The 17,004-nt window shown below is 62.9% G+C and carries 13 protein-coding genes; all 13 read left to right on the plus strand.

Features of this window, described 5'->3' with window-relative positions:
- The first annotated feature begins 25 nt into the window (after positions 1-25).
- The 13 genes from D6Z43_RS01300 (at position 26) to D6Z43_RS01360 (ending at position 16,982) form a co-directional block, all read left to right on the plus strand.
- Positions 26-1,357: a UDP-glucose/GDP-mannose dehydrogenase family protein gene (locus D6Z43_RS01300; RefSeq protein ID WP_120649919.1), complete on the plus strand. Its 1,332-nt coding sequence runs from the start codon at positions 26-28 to the stop codon at positions 1,355-1,357.
- 128 nt (positions 1,358-1,485) lie between these two features.
- Positions 1,486-2,259 carry a glucose-1-phosphate cytidylyltransferase gene (gene rfbF, locus D6Z43_RS01305; protein ID WP_120649920.1) on the plus strand — a complete coding sequence of 258 codons (774 nt, stop codon included), beginning with the start codon at positions 1,486-1,488 and terminating at the stop codon, positions 2,257-2,259.
- Positions 2,250-3,323: a CDP-glucose 4,6-dehydratase gene (gene rfbG / locus D6Z43_RS01310; protein ID WP_371924439.1), complete on the plus strand. Its 1,074-nt coding sequence runs from the start codon at positions 2,250-2,252 to the stop codon at positions 3,321-3,323. Before rfbF ends, rfbG begins: the two co-directional genes overlap by 10 nt.
- Positions 3,320-3,880 (plus strand): dTDP-4-dehydrorhamnose 3,5-epimerase family protein, encoded by a 561-nt coding sequence (locus D6Z43_RS01315; RefSeq protein WP_120649922.1) that lies wholly within the window; start codon positions 3,320-3,322, stop codon positions 3,878-3,880. Before rfbG ends, D6Z43_RS01315 begins: the two co-directional genes overlap by 4 nt.
- Entirely contained in the window at positions 3,877-5,100 is a 1,224-nt protein-coding gene (locus D6Z43_RS01320; protein WP_120649923.1) for a class I SAM-dependent methyltransferase, read from the plus strand. The genes D6Z43_RS01315 and D6Z43_RS01320 overlap by 4 nt, the downstream gene beginning before the upstream one ends.
- Positions 5,097-6,242, plus strand: a complete 1,146-nt coding sequence (locus tag D6Z43_RS01325; RefSeq protein ID WP_120649924.1) for a DegT/DnrJ/EryC1/StrS aminotransferase family protein — start codon at positions 5,097-5,099, stop codon at positions 6,240-6,242. Before D6Z43_RS01320 ends, D6Z43_RS01325 begins: the two co-directional genes overlap by 4 nt.
- Positions 6,239-7,093, plus strand: a complete 855-nt coding sequence (locus tag D6Z43_RS01330) for a phytanoyl-CoA dioxygenase family protein (RefSeq protein WP_256660932.1) — start codon at positions 6,239-6,241, stop codon at positions 7,091-7,093. The genes D6Z43_RS01325 and D6Z43_RS01330 overlap by 4 nt, the downstream gene beginning before the upstream one ends.
- Positions 7,090-8,253: a class I SAM-dependent methyltransferase gene (locus tag D6Z43_RS01335; protein WP_120649925.1), complete on the plus strand. Its 1,164-nt coding sequence runs from the start codon at positions 7,090-7,092 to the stop codon at positions 8,251-8,253. The genes D6Z43_RS01330 and D6Z43_RS01335 overlap by 4 nt, the downstream gene beginning before the upstream one ends.
- A 9-nt stretch (positions 8,254-8,262) precedes the next feature.
- A complete protein-coding gene (locus D6Z43_RS01340) occupies positions 8,263-8,775 on the plus strand; it encodes a GNAT family N-acetyltransferase (protein ID WP_120649926.1) in 513 nt (170 codons plus the stop codon).
- Complete coding sequence (locus D6Z43_RS01345; protein ID WP_120649927.1) at positions 8,772-9,491, plus strand: WbqC family protein; 720 nt, start codon at positions 8,772-8,774, stop codon at positions 9,489-9,491. Before D6Z43_RS01340 ends, D6Z43_RS01345 begins: the two co-directional genes overlap by 4 nt.
- A complete protein-coding gene (locus tag D6Z43_RS01350) occupies positions 9,484-10,221 on the plus strand; it encodes a cephalosporin hydroxylase family protein (RefSeq protein WP_120649928.1) in 738 nt (245 codons plus the stop codon). Before D6Z43_RS01345 ends, D6Z43_RS01350 begins: the two co-directional genes overlap by 8 nt.
- 72 nt (positions 10,222-10,293) lie before the next feature.
- A complete protein-coding gene (locus D6Z43_RS01355) occupies positions 10,294-15,471 on the plus strand; it encodes a glycosyltransferase (RefSeq protein WP_120649929.1) in 5,178 nt (1,725 codons plus the stop codon).
- Positions 15,472-15,788: 317 nt separating this feature from the next.
- Entirely contained in the window at positions 15,789-16,982 is a 1,194-nt protein-coding gene (locus D6Z43_RS01360) for a flagellin (RefSeq protein ID WP_120649930.1), read from the plus strand.
- Positions 16,983-17,004 lie beyond the last annotated feature (22 nt).

Genomic DNA, 17,004 nt, shown 5'->3' on the forward strand with positions numbered 1-17,004 from the left:
GGGCCAGGAGCCTTGGGGAGAGGGAATGAATATTGGTGTGTTCGGAGCGGGATATGTAGGCCTGGTCCAGGCGGCGGTACTGGCCAACGTGGGCCATAATGTGCTTTGCATCGAAAACGATGCGGTCAAACGGGCGATGCTCGAGCGCGGCGAGTTGCCGATCTTTGAGCCGGGCCTAACGGGCATGGTGCTGACCAATGTCCAGGACGGTCGCCTGCGATTCTCCGGCTCCCTTGAGGAAGCGGTGCGCCATGCCCGGGTTCAGTTCATCGCCGTCGGCACACCCTCCGATGCCCATGGACATGCCGACCTCAGTCAGGTTTTCGAGGTGGCGAGCGGTATCGCCGGCGTCACCGGGACCGACCAGGTGGTGATCAACAAGTCCACTGTGCCGGTAGGGACGGCCGACGAACTCCAGGCCCTGATGGATCAGGTGCTCGCCGAGCGTGGCCGATCCGACCTGCGGCTCGACGTTGTATCCAACCCCGAGTTCCTCAAGCAGGGCGCCGCAGTAAGCGACTGCCAGCGACCCGACCGGATCATCATCGGTGCCCGCGAACCATCCAGCATCGAACTGCTCCAGGAGATCTACAGCCCGTTCAACCGCAATCGCGAAAAGATCATGGTCATGGATCGGCGCAGCGCCGAGCTGACCAAATATGCTGCCAACTGCTTCCTGGCCACCAAAATCTCCTTCATGAACGAGATGGCGGGGCTATCCGAACTTTTCGGTGCCGATATCGAAGCAGTACGTCGAGGCATCGGTGCCGATCCAAGAATCGGCTATGACTTCATCTACCCTGGCTGCGGCTATGGTGGTGCCTGCTTCCCGAAGGATGTCAGCGCGCTGAAGGCGTCCGCGACGCTGGCCGGTCACGAGCCGGCGATCCTGCAGGCGGTGGCGACCGTAAACGAGCGGCAGAAGCGCAAGATTGGCGAGAGCATCCACCGCTACTATGGCGGCGACCTGCGCGGTCGGGTCATTGCCCTGTGGGGGCTCGCCTTCAAGGCCAACACTGGGGACATGCGCGAAGCGCCCAGCCGAACGCTGCTGGAGCAGCTCTGGAAGGCGGGCGCGCGGGTTCGCGCCTACGATCCGGAGGCTATGCCGGAATGCCGTCGGCTCTATGGTGAGCGACGTGACCTCGAACTGGTGGACAGCAAGGAGGAGGCCCTGGAAGGGGCTGATGCGCTGGCCATCGTGACTGACTGGCAGAGCTTCAAGGCGCCGGATTTCGACCTGATCCGCGACACTCTCAAGGACGCTCTGATCTTCGATGGGCGCAACCTCTACGATCCCCGCGTGATGCAACGCTACGGCCTGCGTTACCACTCTATCGGCCGTCTCCCGGCCTGATTGCTCCCCGCTGGATACCCACCCGGTCGATTGCCGTCGACCGGGTATGGCCTGCTTATTGCAGCGCCAGGGCATCAAACAACAGCCTGCCGACTAATTGACGGGTCGGTGTAGCAGGGGAAGCAGCGATGAAAGCGGTGATTCTTGCCGGTGGCCTGGGCACTCGCATCAGTGAAGAGTCCCACCTGAAACCCAAACCGATGATCGAAATCGGTGGCAAGCCAATCCTCTGGCACATCATGAAGATCTACTCCCACCATGGCATCCAGGATTTCGTCATCTGCCTGGGCTACAAGGGCTATGCCATCAAGGATTTCTTCGCCAACTACTTCCTGCACACCTCCGACGTCACGTTCGACATGCGCAACAACCAGATGGAAGTTCACCAGAACTACAGCGAACCGTGGCGAGTGACGCTGGTGGATACGGGCGAAGACAGCATGACCGGCGGCCGCCTGCGCCGCGTGGGACGCTTCGTCGAAGGCGAGGAGGCATTCTGCTTTACCTACGGCGATGGTGTGGCCGACCTGGACATTGGCGCGCTGGTCGCCTTCCACCGCAGGCACGGCAAGCAAGCCACTGTTACCGCCGTTCAACCGCCGGGGCGCTATGGCGCGTTGGACCTGAATGGGAATCGCGTCAACGGATTCGTTGAAAAGCCGCGCGGTGACGGTGGCTGGATCAATGGCGGTTTCTTTGTCCTGTCCCCTGAGGTACTGCCATACATCGCTGAAGATTCGACAGCCTGGGAGGCTGAGCCGCTGGAGCGGCTGGCAGCCGAAGGCCAGTTGCAGGCCTATCAGCACCAGGGTTTCTGGCACGCGATGGACACGCTGCGAGACAAGAACCATCTGGAGCAGCTTTGGCAGACCGGGGAGGCGCCGTGGAAACTGTGGCACTGAACCCTGAGTTCTGGCGGGGCAGGCGCGTCCTGCTGACCGGTCATACCGGGTTCAAGGGGGGGTGGCTGGCTCTCTGGCTGAAGCAGTGGGGGGCCGAGGTAACCGGGTTCGCACTGCCGGCCGTAGCGGGCCACAGTCTCTTTGAACTGGCGCGGGTTGTGGAAGGGCTCGACAGCCGAATTGGCGATCTGCGTGACTTGCCGGCGCTGCAGCGGGTGGTCGAGGAGTGCAGGCCCGAGGTCGTGTTGCATCTCGCCGCACAACCTCTGGTGCGTGAAGGCTATCGGGACCCCCTCGGCACCTACGGCAGCAACGTCATGGGAACTCTGCACCTGCTGGAAGCGATCCGCCGTGTCGGAGGCGTGCGTGCGTGCGTGGTGGTGACCACCGACAAGGTCTACGCCAACAACGAATGGCCCTGGCCGTATCGCGAGAACGAGCCCCTGGGCGGCCATGATCCCTACAGCAGCAGCAAGGCGTGCTGCGAGCTGCTGGTGCAATCCTTCGCCGCATCATACTTCCCGTCGTCGCAATACGCCGTCCATGGGCTTGCGGTGGCCACCGCACGGGCCGGCAATGTGCTCGGCGGCGGTGATTTTGCGCCCGACCGGCTGGTGCCGGATGTCCTCGCTGCCTGGTCACGTGGCGAGCAGGTCACCCTGCGCTACCCGCAGGCAGTGCGCCCCTGGCAACACGCGCTCGAGCCCTTGGCCGGCTACCTGCAATTGGCACAGGGCCTCCATGAGCAGGGATTCGCGCTGTCGGGCGCCTGGAATTTCGGGCCCGGTGAGGGCGACTGCTGCACGGTGGGCGAGCTGGTCGAGCGGCTGGCAACGCTGTGGCCGGAGGCGCCTGGAGTGGTGGTCGAAGCGGCCCAGTTGCACGAAGCCGGATTGCTTCGGCTGGATAGCAGCCGAGCGCGACAGCAGCTTGGCTGGCGGCCCCGATGGTCGCTGCAGCAATGCCTGGAGCAGACCCTCGACTGGCATCGCCACTGGCGCGACCGTGCCGATATGCGCGCGGTGTGCCTCGCGCAATTGGACGACTATTGGAGGTGCGCGTGAGTGAGCTTCAGTTGTGCGCCTTGCCCCTCGACGGCCTGCAATTGCTCAGGCATCGCACCCACCAGGATGCGCGTGGCCGGTTTTCGCGTCTGTTTTGCGAGGGCAGCCTGGAGCTGGCTGCCCTCCCGTTCCATATCCGCCAGATCAACCTCTCCGTTACCCGGGAATCAGGGTCAGTACGCGGGTTGCATTTCCAATACCCGCCCCACGCGGAGCACAAGCTGATCACCTGCCTGCGTGGCCGCATCTGGGATGTGGCGGTGGATTTGCGGCGCGGCTCGCCGACCTTTCTGCGCTGGCATGCCGAGTGGCTGGAGGAAGGCGATGGCCAGAGCCTGCTGATTCCTCCGGGATTCGCCCATGGCTTCCAGGCGGCCAGCGATTGCGCCGAACTCCTGTACCTGCACAGTGCCGACTACAACCCTGCCCATGAGGGCGGCCTGTCGGTCAACGATCCGCGGCTGGCCATTGACTGGCCGATGCCGGTGCGTAACCTTTCTGCCCGCGACGCGGGCCATCCCTGGCTTGAGGACAGTTTCCAAGGAGTCGAGACATGAAGTGTCGTGGCTGTAGCGCCCCTGTGCACCTGCCGCTGATCGACCTTGGCACTGCGCCGCCATCGAACGCCTATCTGCGAAGCGAACAACTCGACCAGGCCGAACAGTGGGTGCCCCTGAGGGTCTGGGTCTGCGAGTCCTGCTGGCTGGTCCAGACCGAGGACTATCGCGCCGCTGACAGTCTCTTCGATGCCGACTACGCCTACTTCAGTTCCTTCAGCAGCAGTTGGCTCGAGCATGCCCGCCGCTATGTGCAGGAAATGATCGAACGCTTTTCCCTGGGCCGGGACAGCCGGGTGGTGGAAGTAGCTGCCAACGACGGCTACCTGCTCCAGTATGTGGCCGGGGCCGGTATTTCCTGCCTGGGTATCGAACCTACCACCAGTACGGCTCGGGCGGCCCGTGACAAGGGCCTGGACATCCGCGAGGTCTTCTTCGGCGAGGCGCAGGCGCAGGCCCTCGTGGCGGAGGGCTGGAGTGCTGACCTCATGGTGGCCAACAATGTCCTGGCTCATGTGCCGGACATCAACGACTTCCTCCGGGGCTTTGCCGTTCTGCTCAATGCTGACGGTGTGGCGACGTTCGAGTTTCCCCACCTGGCGAGCCTGTTGTCCGGATGCCAGTTCGACACGCTCTACCACGAACACTATTCCTACCTCTCGCTGACCGCAGTCGAGGCCATGTGCGAGCGCAACGGCCTAAAGGTTTTCGATGTGCAGCAGTTGCCCACCCACGGCGGCTCGCTGCGGCTCTTCGTCCAGCGTGCAAGCGGCGGCCGGGCTCGCACGGGCGCGGTCGAGGCGCTGCTGGCCTGCGAAAGCGAAGCGGGTGTGCGGAGCGCCGCTTACTACTCCGGCCTGGCGCCGGCCGCGCTTCGCATCAAGTACGAGCTGCTGCGCTTCCTGCTCGAGGCACGGGCGCAGGGTAAGCGGGTCGCAGCCTACGGTGCCGCGGCCAAGGGCAATACGCTGCTGAATTACGCCGGCGTGCGGGAAGACCTGCTGGAGTGGGTCGCCGACCTCAATCCTCACAAACAGGGCAAGTTTCTGCCGGGCAGTCGAATTCCGATTGTCTCGCCCGCCCGTATAGACGAAGAGCGTCCGGACTATCTGCTGGTGCTGCCGTGGAACCTGCTGACGGAAGTGCGGCAGCAATATGCCCGGATCGCGGAGTGGGGCGGGCGATTCGTTGTGGCCATACCGGAGTTGCAGGTGCTATGAGCAAGGTCCATTACACCAAGCCCAGTATTGGCGAGTTGGAGCTCGAGTACGTCACCGATGCCGTACGCAATGGCTGGGGTGAGCATTGCTACGACTACATCCATCGCTTCCAGGGCGAGTTCGCCCGTTACCTCGGCGTGTCCCATGCGGTTGCCACGTCCAGTTGCACCGGCGCCCTCCATCTGGGGCTGAGAGCGCTGGATATCGGTCCGGGAGACGAGGTGATCCTGGCCGACATCAACTGGATCGCGTCGGCTGCCCCGGTGTTCTACGTCGGAGCCCAACCGGTGCTGGTGGACGTGCTGGAGGACAGCTGGTGCCTGGACCCCGAGCAGGTTCGCCACGCCATCACACCGAGGACCCGCGCAATCATCGCGGTCCATTTGTACGGCAACCTGGCGGCGATGCGGGAACTGCAGGAAATAGCAGACGAGCACGGCCTGGCGCTGATCGAGGACGCCGCCGAGGCGCTCGGGTCTGAGATAGACGGCCGCAAGGCTGGCAGCCTGTCGACCTTCTCGGTGTTCTCTTTCCATGGCACCAAGGTCATGACCACCGGAGAGGGAGGCATGCTTGCCAGCAGCGATGCCGAACTGGTTCGCCGTGTAGAGCAGCTCAACAATCATGGCCGGGCTGCTGGCGACATGCGCCAGTTCTGGCCATCGGAGCTCGGGCATAAGTACAAGATGTCCAACCTGCAGGCTGCGCTCGGTTGCGCTCAACTCGAGCGGATCGACGACCTGGTAGCACGTAAGCGCGAGATCTTCGCGTACTACGCGCAGCGCCTGCTCGCGGCATTGCCAGGTGCACGGATGAATCCCGAACCGACAGGCTGCCTGAACAGCTACTGGATGCCGACGCTGGTGTTGCCGGTCGAGTTTTCCACGCGAAGAGCCGACGTACTCGAATCGCTGCGCCTGTCAGGCATCGATGCGCGAATTTTTTTCCAACCGCTGGGCGATACGCCGGTTTTCAACGGGGTTGCCTGTGGGCCGACCCCGATTGCTCATGATCTGGCACAGCGCGCCTTCAATCTGCCGAGCTACCACGATATGAGCCATTCGGATCAGGATCGGGTAGTGGATGCGATTCTCTTCGGCCTGGATAGGCGGGCCTCCGCCCCGGCGGGAGAACCGTCGTGAACAGCCCACTGCTAAGCCCTGCGCAGTGCGAAGCCTTCCAGCGGGACGGTCTGCTGATCGTGCCCGGTTTCTACGACCTGGAGCGGGACATCCTGCCGATCCAGCGCGGCATCTACGACATCATCGGCCTGGTTATCGACAAGTACCGCCTGCCGATTTCGCGTCTGCCTTTCAGCGCTGAAACCTTCGATAGCGGCTACCAGGCGCTGATCGCTGCCAATCGTGCCTATGGCGGCGAAGTCTATGACGCGGTCAAGCAGATCCCGGCGTTCGTACGCCTGGTGGCTCATCCGCTGCATGATTGTCTGTTCCGCGAGCTGCGGGGGGAGCAGGCGTTGCCAGGCGTCGCCGCCGGTGGCTACGGCATCCGTATCGACAATCCCGGCGAAGAGCGCTTCCGGGCCAACTGGCATCAGGAGTATCCCGCGCAACTGCGCAGCCTGGATGGCCTGGTGTACTGGAGTCCGCTGTTGGAGGTTAGCGAGGCGTTGGGCCCCGTTCAGTTCTGCCTCGCCTCGCACCGCGATGGTCTCGTTCCGGTCCACGCCAGCGGCTCGGGTGGCAAGACGCAGGCCTACGCGCTGACTCTTCAGGATGAGCAGGCGCGCATTGCGCGCTACGCACAGGTGGCGCCCCTGACCGAGCCGGGTGACCTGGTGATAGTGGACTTTCTCTTGCTGCACGCCTCCGGCTTCAACCGTGCGCAGCGTTCGCGCTGGTCGATGCAGCTCCGTTACTTCAATTTCAACGAACCCACTGGCCGCGCTCATGGCTGGAAGGGTTCCTTTGCGGCCGGCGTGGATTTTCGCAGTATCCACCCCGAGCTATGCGCTGATAGGGAGGCCGAATGACCCGGACCTTGTGTCAGGTATGCGCTGGCGCTGACCTGAAGATGCTCTACGAAATGCGCTCCGGACTGGCGCTGACCTCATTGGGCAAGATGTATCCGGCTGCCACCCGCGTATGGGCCTGCCAGGCTTGTGCTCACTTGCAGACCGACGAAATGGACCAGGTCGATCACTACTACGCCGAGCAATACAACATTCTTTCCGATAGCGAGGAAGAGGATCAGATCTACGAAGTGCGCGAGGGACGGCCGCTGTATCGCACAGAGCACCAGCTCGCGGTATTGCTGGAAAAGGTCCCGCTGAAGTCCGACGCGCGGCTGCTCGACTACGGCTGCGCCAAGAGTTCGAGCATGCAGGCGCTGCTCAAACGGCGTGCCGACCTGCAGGTGCACCTGTTCGATGTCAGCGACGCGTATCAGCGATTCTGGGCCCGATTTCTTCCGGAGCAGCGCTGGGCGACGTTCGAGCCGAAGGCGGAATGGAAGGACAGTTTCGACCTTGTGACCTCGTTCTTCGCCCTGGAGCACATCGTCCAGCCGCTTCAGGCCCTGCAGCGTATTCGCGCCCTGGTTCGGCCGGGTGGTTACTTCTACTGCGTAGTCCCCAATGTGGCGACCAACATCGCCGACTTCATCGTGGTCGACCATGTCAACCATTTCACTGAAAGCTCGCTGGCGTGCCTGCTGCAGCGTGCCGGCTTCGAGGTCGACTCCATCGATGCCGGCGTGCACCGTGGCGCATTCGTGGTGCTTGCACGCCGGCCTCTGGGCGCCCTGGCCGAACCGGTAGCGGATACGCTCGAAGTAGCGCGCCAGCTGGTGTCGCTGGAAAGTATGGCCGCGTTCTGGCAGGAGGCGGCCGACAAGGTCGTGTCCTACATGGACGATTTGCCGGAAGACGCCCGTTGTGCCGTGTACGGCGCTGGTTTCTACGGTTCCTTCATCACGGCCTGCCTCGGCGGGGCCGGACGCATCCGTTGCTTCGTCGACCAGAACCCCTTCCTACAGGGGCGACGGTTGTTCGACAGGCCAATCGTGGCCCCGGCGGAGCTGGACGAAGACGTCGACACCCTGCTGGTGGGCCTCAATCCGGCCCATGCCCGGCAGATCATTGCCGACATCCCTGCGTTGCAGGGACGGTCGTTGCGCCAGTTCTACCTCTGAGGTCCGGCCATGCTTGAAGGACAGACAATCGAGTTGCGGGCCTGGCGGGATGACGATCTGCCAACCCTGGTCGCACTGCGCAATGACTTGGCACTGCAGAACCTGCTGATGGCCCAGGCGCGCCCGAACTCGGTAGAGAAGGTGCGTCGCTGGCTGGTCGACAAAAGTGGCAGCGAAGATGTGCTGTTCTTCGTGATCGGCGACCGGGACAGCGGAAGTTGCCTGGGCTATCTGCAGCTGTACAACCAGCGCCCGCTCCACGGGACGGCCGAGCTTGGCATCTGCCTGGCCCCGGCTGCACAGCGGCGGGGTGTGGGGCGGGAAGCCCTGGCTCTGCTCGAGGACTACGCCCAGCGGGTGTTCGCTATCCGCAAGATCCTGCTCCATGTGCTGGCGGACAACCCGGCGGCCGGCTTTTACCCGCGCGTGGGCTACCGTGAGGTGGGTTGCCTGCAGGCCCATGCTCGCATCGATGGGAGTTACCGCGACGTGCTCGTCATGGAGAGGCTGCTCGTGCCATGAGAGTGGTCATCTCCCAGCCCATGTTTTTCCCCTGGCCCGGCTTCCTCGAGCAGGTAAGCCTGGCCGACGTTTTCGTGCGATACGACGACGTGCAGTTTTCCAAGGGCAGCTTCACCAACCGGGTGCAGGTCAAGACGGCCAGGGGCAGCCATTGGCTCAGCGTACCTCTCGCCGGTTTGTCGCTTGGCCAGACCATTTCCGAAGTGAGTCCGGATCACCGTATCGACTGGCGCTCACGGCACCGTGCCCTGATGGCTCAGGCTTATGCCGCCGCGCCGTTCCGTGACGATATGCTGGCGCTGCTCGATCAGGTCTATGCAGCTGACTGCGGCAACATCGCCGCGCTTGGCGACCTGTCGCTCAAGGTGCTCTGCGAGTACTTCGGCCTGGCATCCGCCACACGCTTCGTTTCGATCGACGAACTGGGTATTGGAGGGGCGGGTAGCCAACGGGTCCTGGAAATCGTCAAGGCGCTGGGCGGCAGCCACTACGTGACCGGCCTCGGTGCGCGGAATTACCTGGATCACCATGCATTCGAACGCGCCGGTATCCAGGTGGACTACATGAACTACAGCAAATCGCCGTATCCGCAACAGCACGGCGACTTCACCCCTTACGTATCTAGCCTCGACCTGGTCGCCAACTGCGGGCGGCAAGGCTCGGCGCTGATTCAACCCAATACATTGCCCTGGCGGGAGTTCGTGAAAGATGAATGAGATAGAGCGGTTCGCGGCCGAGGTCGAGACGAACATCGATAGCCTTCACGGAGACCAGGATGTGCAGGCACTGTCCCGCATCTGGCTGCGGGAGATCACCCGTCACAAGTACGCGTACAACTTCCGCTGGATGGGCCGGCCAATCATCCAGTTCCCGCAGGACATGATCGCGATGCAGGAGCTGATCTGGAACATCCAGCCCGACCTGATCATCGAGACCGGCGTGGCGCACGGCGGCTCGGCGCTTTACTACGCTTCGCTGCTGGAATTACTGGGCGGCGATGGCTATGTGCTGGGTGTGGACATCGATATTCGTACTCACAACCGTGTGGAAATCGAGCGCCATCCAATGAGCAAGCGCCTGCGCCTGATCCAGGGGTCATCCATCGCCCCGGAAACGGTGCAACAGGTTGCCGAGCACGTCCGTGGAAAGGAGCGAGTGCTGGTGGTACTGGATTCCAACCACACCCACGAGCACGTGCTAGCCGAGTTGCAGGCCTATTCGCCGTTCGTGACACGGGACAGCTACCTGGTGGTGTTCGACACGCTGCTGGAAGACATGCCCGATGACCTGCAGGCGGCCGATCGTCCCTGGGGGCGCGGCAACAATCCGAAAACGGCGGTGCACCAATTCCTGGGCGAGAACGATCGTTTCGAGATCGACCGGCGGATCGTCAGCAAATTGCTCATCACTGTCGCACCTGATGGATACCTGCGTTGCATCCGCTGAGGCGAACGCGCTCCGGCCGATGCCTGTCCTTGAGTGAAAACGCCTTTGAATTTCCTGGTTACGGGGAGCCCCATGCAAAAGCTGGAACATAAAGTCATCGTCACGGTTCCCGTCTACAACGAAGGACCCTATGTGCTGGAGACTCTGAAGTCTCTGGCCGCCCAGACCTATCCGGACTTCAGGGCGCTGGTGGCCGACAACGCTTCGACCGACGAAACCGAGCGAGTCTGCCGGGAGTTTTGCGAGACGGATCCGCGCTTCACCTATGTTCGCCACGAAAGCAATCTGGGGGCCACCGCCAACTTCCAGTATTGCTTCGAGAACACCTCTTCCGAGCTGTTCATGTGGCTCGGCGGGCACGACATGTTGCATCCCGAGTTCCTCCAGGAAGCCTGCGGGCGGATGGATGCCGATCGCAGCCTGAGCCTGGTGTACAGCCACACCCAGTGGATCGATGAGAACAACCGGGTACTGGCGCACACGAATGGCGGCAACTATGTGTTCGATGAGCCGCTTTTGCCCCATGAGCGCCACCAGCGACTGCTGAATTCGCTCGACCGGTGCGAGGCGATCAACCAGCTGCTGCGGCGAGAATTCGTCGACCTGCCGTTCAGGCCCATTGTCAGTGCGGACCTGGTGTTCCTCTGTCACCTGGCAGCCCATGGCCCCTTCGCTCGCATCGAGCGGCCGCTCTACATACGCCGGGAAATCAGCAAGCGCACCTCGACCATGATGGAGCGCATCACCGGCAAGCGCGTGGAACCGAAATACCAGGAGTTGGCAGCATTCTTCACCGAAAGCATCTGTTTGCATCGGGGCGTCCCGGCGGGCGACAAGCCAAAGCTGATCGCCGACACCCTGGCCTGGCTCAACAAGCGTTTCTCGATCTTCACGCCGCCCGAAGCCTCCGAACCGGTATTTGTGCCGGCGCCGACCGCTCAGACGCCGATACCTTTCTTCAGCGTCGTCATGCCGGTCTACAACCGCGAACGCTACGTGCGAGAGGCCATCGAGTCGGTGCTCGCCCAGGACGATGCCGACTTCGAACTGGTGGTGGTGGACGATGGGTCTACCGACCGTTCAGTGGCGATCATCCGCTCCATCCAGGACCCGCGCATCCGCCTGCTCCACAACGACCATGGTGGCGGCGCTTCGGCGCGTAACAAGGGCCTGTCCGCTGCGCGCGGGGAATTCGTGGTATGGATCGACAGTGACGACCGTCAAGCCAAGGGTGCTTTGGCGGCGCTGCGTCGGAGCATCGTCGAGAACCCCGGATCGGACGTGTTCTATGGCGACCTGGAGATATTCGACGATAACTTCCCCGGCCAGGTGCACCGCACTCGCTATGCCGACTACCAGGGCAAGTCGCTGTTGCCGATGCTGGTCCAGGCCAACTGCCTGCCCAACCCCGGCACCGCGGTGCGTCGTTCGCTGTACCAGCAGCATGGTGGCTACGACACGACATTCACTCGCTGCCACGATTACCAGATCTGGACCCGCCTGGCCGACACGGCTGATTTCAAGAAAGTCGATGAGATCCTCTGCCATTGGAGGCAGCACGGCGAAAGCCTCTCCAGTGCGAAGAGCCGAGCATTCGAAGGCAAGGTCGTGCTGGACGCCTTCGCCCGTTACCCCGTCGATCGGTTGTTCCCCGACCTCGCCGATGACCAGGCAGGGAAGGCGGCCGCTTGTTGGCGCGTGTCGGGCATTCTGCGTCAGCTCGGCGAACACGATTCTGCCCTGCGCATGGCCCACAAGGCACGAGCTCTTGGCCAGGACGACGCCGTGGCCCGGGCCGAGCTGGATAAGCTGGCCGGCACGCAATACGAGCCGCTGTTCTCCATCATCCTGACCACCTACAACCGCCCCGGTCTCCTGCGGGACGCCCTGGTCAGCCTGGGTGATCAGACCCTGCGCGACTTCGAAGTGATCCTGGTGAACGACCACGGCGATCCGGTCGAGCCATTGCTGGTGGAGTTCGACTTCCCCATCACCTACCTCTATCAGGGGCGCAACCAGGGGCTGTCCGCTGCCCGAAACGCCGGTCTGAAGCTGGCCCGTGGACGTTACGTCAGCTATCTGGATGACGACGACATCTACCTGCCCGAGCACCTAGCAGTGCTGGCGAGCGCTTTCGAGCAGCAGCCGCAGGCCGTGGTCTACACCGGCGTGGAATACATCAATGAGCAGCTGGAAGGCGGCGAGCGTATCGAGTTGAGCCGAACTGCGCCGTTCGCCCATGCGGCGTATGACAAGGAGCGCCTGTTCGTCCAGAACTACATCCCTGTGAATACCTGGGCGCACCCTCGCGACATGCTGGCCGAGGTCGGCGAGTTCGATACCGGCCTGACTGCGTTCGAGGACTGGGACATGCTGCTGCGGCTGGCTGCCCGGTATCCCCTGGTCCACGTACCCCAGGTGACCGCCGAGGTGCACTTGCGGGACGCCCCGAATACCGGTTCGGACCACATGCTCGGTCGCGAGCAGAAGAACTTCGGCGCCCTCTACCAGGAGATGTATCGCCGACATTCCGACCTGGGCAGCGACGCTGTGCGCCAGGCGCGCCAGGAAATGCTCAAGCGCTTCGGCATCCAGGACTCGGTCGGAGGGCGCGTGCGCAGCGCCAGTTTGCAGGAATGGCTGCACAAGCGTGCGCTCTCGCCGACCCAGCATCGCCTGGTGAACGAGCGCCTGCAACAGGAAGGTGGGCCGAGCGTCGGCGTCGTGATTCTGGACATGAAAGGGGATAGCGCCGCCGTGGCGCTGACGCTGGAGTCGCTGAGCCCATCCCGCAATGCCTACCACAACGTCCAGCCGCTGCTCCTCACGATTGGACAATCGGCCGTGGACGGCTTCCCCGGTCGGGTCATCGAGGCATCCCCGGATGCGTGGGTAGTGCCGCTCAACCAGGCGCTGCAGACAGCTGATTTTGACTGGGTCGTGCTGGTCAATGCCGGCGAGGAGCTCACACCCAACGGCCTGCTGATGGCTTGCCTGGAATTGCTCACGGCGCCTGACTGCAGGGCTGTGTATTGCGACCAGATGTACCGTCAGTCGAATGGTGATCTGGGCGCTGCATTCCGACCGGCGTTCAATCTCGACTATCTGCTCAGCTTCCCGGCCGGCATGGCCCATCACTGGCTGTTCCGCCGGGATGTGCTGCTTGAGGCTGGCGGGTTCGATGCGGGCCTTCCGCGTGCCGTGGAACTGGAAATGATCCTGCGATTGATCGGCTCTGGCGGGCTTGCCGGGCTCGGGCATATCGCCGAGCCGCTGTTGATCACCGATGCGCCGGCCGTGCTCGACGTCGAGGACGAGCGAGCGGCGATCCTGCGCCACCTGCAAGAGCGGGGTTACGAGCAACCCAGGATCGAATCGAGTCAGCCGGGCCATTACTGCGTCCACTACGGGCACTCGCAGCAGCCGATGGTTTCGTTGCTGGTCCTGGCCGGCAGCCATCTGGCGCGATTGCAGCGCTGTGTGGAGAGCCTGCTCGAAACGACACGCTATCCCCACTACGAACTGCTGCTGATCGAGAGCGATCCGTCGGCAGGTGAGGTCAGGGATTGGCTCACGGCTCTTGAGCAGATGGGCGAGGCTCGCCTGCGGACCGTGTGGCCCGCAGCGGCGCAGCTCGGCGTTGCAGCTGCGCTGAATCTGGCGGCTGGCCAGGCTAAGGGTGATTACCTGCTGATGCTCTCGCCGGATGCGGCAGTAATCGATGAGCAATGGCTGGACGAGTTGGTCAACCATGCTCAACGTCCGGAAGTCGGTGTTGTCGGGGGCAAGCTCCTGGCCGCGGATGGCACGATCCGCCATGCGGGCCTGATCCTCGGCCTGGAAGGGCCGGTTGGTCGCCCGTTCGTGGGGGAATCCCTGAATGCACCCGGCTACCTGCAGCGCCTGCAAGTCGACCAGGACTACAGCGCGGTGAGCCGCGAATGCCTGATGATCGGTCGTGAGCTCTACGACGCCCTGGGTGGCGTGGCAGACGATCTACCGGAGCGCTACGTTGACGCGGACATCTGTCTGCGCGCCCGGCAAGCCGGCTACCTGACTGTCTGGGCGGCCAACGCGAAATTGCTGTTCGAAGCGGACGAGGCCCCCATCGCTTCCCAGGACGAGCAGGATGCGCTCTATGCCAGGTGGCTGCCATTGCTGGCTCGCGACCCGGCGTATAACCCCAACCTTTCGCTGGCCATGCCCGGCGGCTTCAAGCTGGCCGACACCGCGTTGTCCTGGCGCCCGCTGTCGTCGTGGAAGCCTTTGCCGACGGTGTTGGCTCATCCGGCGGACCAGTTCGGCTGTGGTCACTATCGCGTGATGCAGCCGTTTGCCGCATTGCAGCAATCCGGGAAAGTGGATGGCGCGCTCTCGATGGGGCTCATGCATGTGACTGACCTGGAACGTTATGCTCCGGACAGCATCATCCTGCAGCGGCAGATCGGTGACGAACGACTGGAAGCAATGCGCCGGATGAAAGCGTTCTCCAGTGCCTTCAAGGTCTATGAGCTGGACGACTACCTGCTCAACCTGCCATTGAAAAGCGCACACCGGCAGCACATGCCCAAGGACATCCTCAAGTCCCTGAAACGAGGCCTCGGCTTCGTCGATCGCTTCGTGGTTTCCACCGAGTGCCTCGCCGAGGCCTTCGCAGGTATGCACGAAGACATCCGCGTAGTGCATAACCGTTTGCCCACCGGCTGGTGGCAGGGTCTGCAGGGGCAACGTCGCGCTTCTTCCAGGCCTCGCGTGGGCTGGGCGGGCGGCTCGAGTCACACGGGCGACCTGGAACTGATCGAGGACGTCGTCAAGGAACTGGCGAACGAAGTGGAATGGGTCTTCTTCGGCATGTGTCCGGAATCGATACGTCCCTACGTCCACGAGTTCCATCCGGGGGTGGCCATCGACCAGTATCCAGCGGCGCTTGCCCGCCTCAATCTTGACCTGGCGCTGGCTCCGGTAGAGCTGAACCTGTTCAACGAGTGCAAGAGCAACCTGCGTCTGCTGGAGTATGGCGCCTGTGGGTTCCCGGTGATTTGCAGCGATATCCGCTGCTACCAGGGCGACCTGCCGGTGACTCGGGTGAAGAACCGCTTCAAGGACTGGGTGGATGCGATCCGCATGCATCTTTCCGATCTCGACGCCACAGCCCGGATGGGTGACGAGCTGCAGGCACTGGTGCGCCGGGACTGGATGCTGGAGGGGGGCAATCTCGAACTCTGGCTCAAGGCGTGGACGCCGGACTGAGTCGAGAGCCGGCTGTGTTGGACTCGACAGGGCCCCGCATTGGCGGGGCCCTGTCATTTGGGGACGGGCATCGTCGCATCCTGACGTGTCGGTCGACATTCACGCCTCAAGTTTCCCCCGGCAGGGCCGACAAAGAGCACGGATGGTGGGATGTTGGTGCTGCAAGCCCCCGGGTCACAAAATTTTTTGAACGCCCCCCTAAAGCTTCCTCCGACACCGCCGATACGAAGTACGAATGCGAACTTTATGGGTGCCTGGGCGATGCCCGCCCAAGGTCGCAAGCTCAGGCAAACACGTAGTCCTCGGAGGACAACATCATGGCTTTGACCGTCAACACGAACATCGCTTCCCTCAACACCCAGCGCAACCTGAATACCTCCTCCCGTGCGCTGGATACTTCCCTGCAACGTCTGTCCACCGGTTCCCGTATCAACAGCGCCAAGGACGACGCCGCCGGTCTGCAGATCGCCAACCGTCTGAGCAGCCAGATCAACGGCCTGGGCGTTGCGGTGAAGAACTCCAACGACGGCATCTCCATGGCGCAGACCGCTGAAGGCGCCCTGCAGCAGTCCACCAGCATCCTGCAGCGTATGCGTGACCTGGCCCTGCAATCGTCCAACGGTTCGAACAGCACCGAGGAACGCAAGGCTCTGAACGACGAAGTGACCGAGCTGAAGAAAGAGCTGGATCGTATTTCCAACACCACCACCTTCGGTGGTCGCAAGCTCCTCGACGGCACCTTCGGCACCACCACCTTCCAGGTGGGCAGCGCCGCCAACGAAACCATCAGCGTCAAGATCGACGAGATGAGCACGGAGTCCCTGGAAGCTACCTTCAGTTCCGGTTCCGTCACTTCCGGCTCCGTTGCCACCGCTCCGGCCAGTGCTTCCGGCGCCATCGCCATCTCCGTCACCATGGCCGGCGGCCAGGCTCGTACCTTCAGCGCCACCTACGCCAGCGGTGCCACCGCTGCCGAGCAGGTGCAGGCCCTGGCTACCGTCATCAACGACGCCAACATCGGCGTAGGTGCCTTCGTCAACGACTCGGGCGACATCGACCTGGTTTCGTCGCTGACCTCCGGCTCCGCCGAAGGCAACATCCAGAACCTGACCTTCGCTTCGGGCGCCAGCGTCGCAGCTGCCGAAACCGCTGCCGGTGCCGGTACTAACCTGGCCATCTCCTCCGTGACCGATGACAACCAGGTGAAGGACATCGACCTGACCGAGGTGAAGTCTTCCCAGGAAGCCGTGATCATCATCGACCAGGCCATCCAGTCCATTGATGCCCAGCGCGCCAGCCTCGGTGCTGTGCAGAACCGCTTCGAGAACACCATCTCGAACCTGCAGAACATCGGCGAGAACGTGTCGGCCGCCCGCGGTCGTATCCAGGACACCGACTTCGCCGCAGAAACCGCTAACCTGACCAAGAACCAGATCCTGCAGCAAGCAGGTACCTCGATCCTGGCCCAGGCCAACCAGCTGCCGCAGGCGGTCCTCAGCCTCCTGGGCTAAGGCCCGGACGAGGCAAGGCGTT

The organism is Pseudomonas sp. DY-1 (genome assembly GCF_003626975.1).
Lineage (GTDB): Bacteria > Pseudomonadota > Gammaproteobacteria > Pseudomonadales > Pseudomonadaceae > Metapseudomonas.